We start from the raw sequence: 5,090 nt of genomic DNA on the forward strand, positions 1-5,090 counted from the left end.
TCCGCGCGCCTCGCGGCGCAGGAATATGCCGGAGCGCCGGGAATCGACAACCGTCCGCGACAATGTGGCGCAAAGAAATCCAGCCCTCAGCCGACCGAACAGAGCCTCGCTGCGGGCCTGATCCGGCACGAAGGCAATCCCGCCGGTCGTGGCCAGAAGGATGCGCAACGCATAGATGGCCGCCTGCTCTCCTCCGGTGACGAGCAGGCACGGGTCGAGGCGGATGAGGCCGATGGCTGGCTGGCTGGCGAAGCCATCGATCAAACCGGCTGCGCTGGCGCCAAGCTGCCTGCGCTCGAGGGCGGCCTGGCCCGCGAGCATCAACATGCCCTTCACATGCTCGACACTCTCGCCGGCAAGTGCGGCCCGCACACGCGGCCGCTCGAAAGCCGCGTCGACATTGGTCGGATCGTCAGCCCAGCCGACATTTTGACGGCGCAGGACGTCGCGCAATACCGCGCGCCGCACGCCGAGGAGCGGCCGCACGATCCAGATGCGCCAGTCATAGAGGGTGGCCGGTGCCATGCCGGCAAGTCCCCGGCCGGCCATTCCGGCATGGCCTTGGCCCTCGTCCCGCGCGTGCCGCATCAGCACCGTTTCCGCCTGGTCGTCGGCGGTATGGCCGGTGAGGATCATGCCGATGCCTTCCGCTTGTGCCGCCTCGGCTAGCAGCCGGTAGCGCGCCTCGCGAGCGGCGGCGGGCAGACCGGTCGATGGCTTTGGACCCGACCATGTCAGGATGCGGTGTGAAATTCCGAGCCTGGCGCACAGCTTCGCCACTGTTTGCGCTTCCGCAGCCGAACCGGACCGCAAACCGTGGTCGATCGTCACCGCCAGCAGCCTGGTTGCCGGCGCCCTACGTTCGAGATGGTGTTTGAGAAGAAGGAGCAGGGCGGTCGAGTCGCTGCCGCCGGACACGGCCGCAACAGCGCCGCTGGTAAAATCGATATGCGAAAAAGGGTTAGTCGAAAGGTCCGGCTCGGTGTCGAGCATGATGCATGTCGCCCAAAAGTGATCCCGGTTTCAGGACAACGACATGTATGACAAGGATCAGCAGGCAGCCAGAGCCTTCTCCTGCTTGACGCGTTCCTTGAGCGCGCTGGAAATATCGGGGTAGCGCTTGCCGACCTCGCTGAAAGTGGCGCAGGCAACGTCATGCTGCTTGAGGCCGACCAGCGACACGCCGAGCTTCAGCAACATGTCGGGAGCTTTCTTGGCCTTGGGGTAGTCCTTGCTGGCGGCAAGGAACGTCTCGGCCGCATCGCGGTATTTCTGCTGGCCGAGCAATGACTCGCCCAGCCAGTAATGCGCGTCCGCTGCTTTCGCATCCTTGGGGAAGCGGGCGATGTGGTCGCGAAAACCCTGCTCGGCGGTGCCGTAGTCGCCCGAGAGGATGAACTGGTATGAGTTGCGGTAGAGCTCTTCCGGATTGTTGGTGGCGGGCAACGCCGCGACCACCGTATCGGATTTGCCGGCCTTGGGCGCCGCCCCGGCGACTGGCGCGGTATCCTGCGCCGGCGCGGTCGATTGTGTGTTGCCGCCGGCATCGATGACATTGCCGTTCTTGTCGACGGTGATGCTGCCGAAGGTCTTTTCCGGCGCTCCCGTACCGGGAATAACCTTGCCGGGGTCGCCATCCGGAGATTCGACGATGACGTCATCGACCGTCTTGCCGCCTGCCGATTGATCGTTGGCGGGCTCGGCGCCGGCATCGGCCGGCGCCCGTGTTGCCGGGGCCGCCGCCACGTTGTTGTCGGTGCCGGTGGTGGCGTCCGATTTCTTCTGCGCCGGCGGCTGCCCGCCTTGCGTGCCGCCACCTTCCAGCTGCTGGAAGCGGAATTCATTATCTTCCTGCTGCTTGCGGATCTGCTCCTGCATTTGCAGGACCTGGAAATTGAGTTCCTCGATCTTGCCGTTCATCTGCCGCAGCTGCTCTTCCAGGCTGGTGACAGCGGTAGGATCGGACTGCACCAGCTGAATCTGGTCCGGTTTCTTCTTTTGACCAAAAAAGCCGGGCAATTCGATACTGGGAAGATGGAAGGTAAAGCCGCTGTCGGTTGATTGCCCTGTGCCGCTCGCCCCGGTGCCGCTAGCCAGGGCGGTGACGCCTGATAGGAGCAGCAGCGCAAGCGTGCCGCTCAGAACCGATCTCAAATGCATGTGCCTCTCGCAGTGATTTCGTTAGCTTGTCCGCGCCTTCCAATCAGAATGGGACCAGCCAAGCGCCCTCGGCTCATAGCAGGAGCCGAGACTTCGGCCAAATTTTGTTTCGGGCATCCGGATATGAAAAAGGCGGCCCCAAGGCCGCCTTTCGCACAAGTATGTTGCATTTTTACCGCTAGACGGCCACGCGTCCTTTGACGCGCCGGTCCATGATGCCTCAGGAGCCAGCGCCGCTAAGCGTAGTGACCGCGCGGCGATTCTGCGACCAGCAAGAGATGTCGTCGCAAACCGCGACCGGACGTTCCTTGCCGTAGGAAATGGTCTTGAGACGGCTGGCCGAGACGCCCTTGGCGACAAGGAAGTCACGGGTAGCGGCTGCGCGGCGGGCGCCGAGCGCCAGATTGTATTCGCGCGTTCCGCGTTCGTCGGCATGGCCTTCGACGACGATGGCATACTGCTTGTACTGGTTCAGCCACTGTGCCTGGCGCGAGAGCGTCGTCTGCGCGTCGGCACGGATCGAGGTCGAGTCCGTATCGAAGAAGATGCGGTCGCCAATGTTGACGGTGAAGTCCTGCGCCGATCCGGGTGTTGCGGCGCCGGCGCCGTTAAGGCCAAGATCGGCCGCGTTGTTCGGCGTCTTTTTCGAGGCGCAACCGGCGATGGCGAGCATCGCCACCAGCGCGATCATGACCGGGTTTCTGGTAAGTGCTGCAATACGGCCCATGCCGCCTCTCCTTCGTAATTCGAGTGGTCTAATTTGAGTGATTTCGTTGATCACCCAGTAACCACGTTTGGGTTAACCGGCATTCAAGAAACACGGTTAAATTTTGGTTTAAGCTGCCCGTCCGCAGCCATTGGCCATGAGCCACAGTTGGCGCGGACCCTAGGCGGAAATACGGCCAAAACGCGACAAAGAGATGGAAAAGAGGAATTGAAGAGTTGGGGAATTGAGGAACTGAAGAGAGAATTCACTTCAGCTTTTCTCTCAGATTGATCAGCATGCCGTAGATATGGGCATAGGATCGCAGCCAATCGTCGTGTTGTGCCTGGCTGATGTATCCAAGGTCGAACGCATAGGAAATTCACGTCTCCACTTCGCTGCATGACCCCATTGCCATCGAAATGAACCGCGCGAATTCGGGTTTGGAGTGAGTCTGCTTGGCAAATCCCTCAGCCAAATTGGCGCAGATTCCCTTGCTGGAGCGGCGCAACTGATCAGCCAGTGCGTATTGCTCCATTTTCGGGAAAGCGAGCGTAGCTTTATGCACGCCAAGAGAGACCACATAAGCGCGCTTATAAACCTCTAGATCCTTCGCACGCTTGATGTAGCCGCCCGCCTTCTCCATTCTTCAGTTCTTCAATTCCCCAGTTCGTCTCTTACTCCAGCAGCGGCGACCAGGCAGGGTCCGAAGCGAAGTTCGCCGTCGGGATCGATTGCTCGTTGCGTCCGGTCAGATCGACCGAAACCAGTTTGGGGCCACCGGCGGAATCGCGGAAGAACATCAGCACGCGGCCATTCGGCGCCCAGGTCGGTCCCTCCTGCTGGAAGCCGGAGGAGAGGATGCGCTCACCCGATCCATCGGTCTTCATGACGCCGATCTGGAATTCGCCGCCGGTCTGCTTGGTGAAGGCAATCAGGTCGCCGCGCGGCGACCAGACCGGTGTCGAATAGACGCCGTCGCCAAAGGAGATGCGGGTCTGGCCCGAACCGTCGGCGCCCATCACGTAGATCTGTGCGCGGCCGCCACGGTCGGAGGTGAACACCACCTTGCTGCCGTCGGGCGAATAGGATGGCGAGGTGTCGATGGCGGTCGAGTTGGTCAGCCGCGTCGTCGAGCGGCTGCGCAGGTCCATGGCGAAGATGTTGGAATTGCCGTCGTCGCGCAGCAGGCTCATGATCACCTTCTGGCCGTCGGGCGAAAAGCGCGGCGCAAAGGTCATGCCGGGGAAATTGCCGACCAGTTCGCGCTGGCCGGTCTCGATCTGCAGCAGATAGACCCGCGGCTGGCCGCTTTCATAGGACATGTAGGTGATTTCCTGCCGGTTCGGCGAGAAACGCGGCGTCAGCACGATCGACCTGCCGTCCGAAAGATAGCGGACGTTGGCGCCGTCCTGGTCCATGATCGCGAGGCGCTTCTTGCGCGCATTCTTGGCTCCGGATTCGTCGATGAAGACGACGCGGGTGTCGAAATAGCCTTTTTCGCCGGTCAGCCGCTCATAGATGGCGTCGGCGATGATATGGGCGACACGCCGCTGATTGGCGTCGTTGGCGAAGAACTGCTCGCCAGCCATCTGCTGGCCGGCAAAGGTATCCCACAATCGGTACTGGGCGCGGATGCGGCCGTCGGCTTCCTTGCTGACGCTGCCCGTGACCAGCGCCTGCGCGTTGATCACCTTCCAGTCGTCGAAGCGCGGTGCTGCATCGGGGTTGGTGATTTTCTCGATAAAGGCGCTCTTGTCGATCGGAGCGAACAGACCCGAACGCTTCAAATCGGCGGTGACGATCTGCGAAATCTGCGCCCCAAGCGCGTCGCCGCCCTGGAAATCCGTGATGGCGATCGGCAGCGGCTCGACGTTGCCCTTGTTGACGTTGAGCTCGACGAGCGCCAGCGCCGGCAACGTGCCTGCCGCGGTCATGCCCATCGCCATTGCTGCGACCATCAGGAGCGGCTTGAGGATTGATTTCATGTCTTCTCGCTTCTCGTACTGATTTTCGGATGACAGGGCCTTAGAGGCCGAGCATCTCCCTTGGATCGAAGGTGACGCGGACGTCGGCCCAGATGTCCTGCTTGCCGGCGGGAACTTGCAGGCCGGTGACATCGCATTTTTGCACCGCACGAACGGCACTTTCGTCGAACTGGCGATTCCCGCTCGACTTTTCGACCGCCGGGCGCCCGTCCAGCTTACCGGATGCATCCAAGTTGAAC

7 protein-coding genes are annotated in these 5,090 nt (G+C 61.7%); 1 reads left to right on the forward strand and 6 read right to left on the reverse strand.

Annotated elements, in window-relative coordinates:
* From tilS to pal, 3 genes are all read right to left on the reverse strand, one after another.
* Positions 1 to 993: tRNA lysidine(34) synthetase TilS (gene tilS / locus EN991_RS22705; RefSeq protein WP_127369593.1), on the reverse strand; the 993-nt coding region annotated here is incomplete at its 3' end.
* 57 nt (positions 994 to 1,050) lie between these two features.
* Positions 1,051 to 2,160, reverse strand: a complete 1,110-nt coding sequence (gene ybgF, locus EN991_RS22710) for a tol-pal system protein YbgF (protein WP_127369594.1) — start codon at positions 2,158 to 2,160, stop codon at positions 1,051 to 1,053.
* 220 nt (positions 2,161 to 2,380) lie between these two features.
* A complete protein-coding gene (pal, locus tag EN991_RS22715; protein ID WP_013529149.1) occupies positions 2,381 to 2,887 on the reverse strand; it encodes a peptidoglycan-associated lipoprotein Pal in 507 nt (168 codons plus the stop codon).
* A gap of 33 nt (positions 2,888 to 2,920) precedes the next feature.
* On the opposite strand from pal, the gene EN991_RS39960 reads away from it, so the two are divergent.
* A complete protein-coding gene (locus EN991_RS39960) occupies positions 2,921 to 3,157 on the forward strand; it encodes a hypothetical protein (RefSeq protein ID WP_164767832.1) in 237 nt (78 codons plus the stop codon).
* Between the two features lie 88 nt (positions 3,158 to 3,245).
* On the opposite strand, the gene EN991_RS22720 is transcribed toward EN991_RS39960, so the two are convergent.
* The 3 genes from EN991_RS22720 to EN991_RS22730 all read right to left on the reverse strand — a co-directional run.
* Entirely contained in the window at positions 3,246 to 3,509 is a 264-nt protein-coding gene (locus EN991_RS22720; protein ID WP_245461043.1) for a four helix bundle protein, read from the reverse strand.
* A gap of 31 nt (positions 3,510 to 3,540) precedes the next feature.
* On the reverse strand, positions 3,541 to 4,851 hold the full coding sequence (gene tolB, locus EN991_RS22725; protein WP_013529148.1) for a Tol-Pal system beta propeller repeat protein TolB: 1,311 nt from the start codon (positions 4,849 to 4,851) through the stop codon (positions 3,541 to 3,543).
* A 40-nt stretch (positions 4,852 to 4,891) separates the two neighbouring features.
* The coding region (locus EN991_RS22730; RefSeq protein WP_164769301.1) for an energy transducer TonB at positions 4,892 to 5,090 on the reverse strand (199 nt) is incomplete at its 5' end.

Origin of the sequence: Mesorhizobium sp. M7A.F.Ca.US.005.03.2.1, from assembly GCF_003997795.1 — a bacterium.
GTDB classification, from domain to species: Bacteria; Pseudomonadota; Alphaproteobacteria; order Rhizobiales; family Rhizobiaceae; genus Mesorhizobium; species Mesorhizobium ciceri.

Coding starts and splice junctions, on each gene's coding strand:
- ybgF (WP_127369594.1), bottom strand. CDS start 2,160: ATGCATTTGAGATCGGTTCTGAGCGGCACGCTTGCGCTGCTGCTCCTA.
- pal (WP_013529149.1), bottom strand. CDS start 2,887: ATGGGCCGTATTGCAGCACTTACCAGAAACCCGGTCATGATCGCGCTG.
- EN991_RS22720 (WP_245461043.1), bottom strand. CDS start 3,509: ATGGAGAAGGCGGGCGGCTACATCAAGCGTGCGAAGGATCTAGAGGTT.
- tolB (WP_013529148.1), bottom strand. CDS start 4,851: ATGAAATCAATCCTCAAGCCGCTCCTGATGGTCGCAGCAATGGCGATG.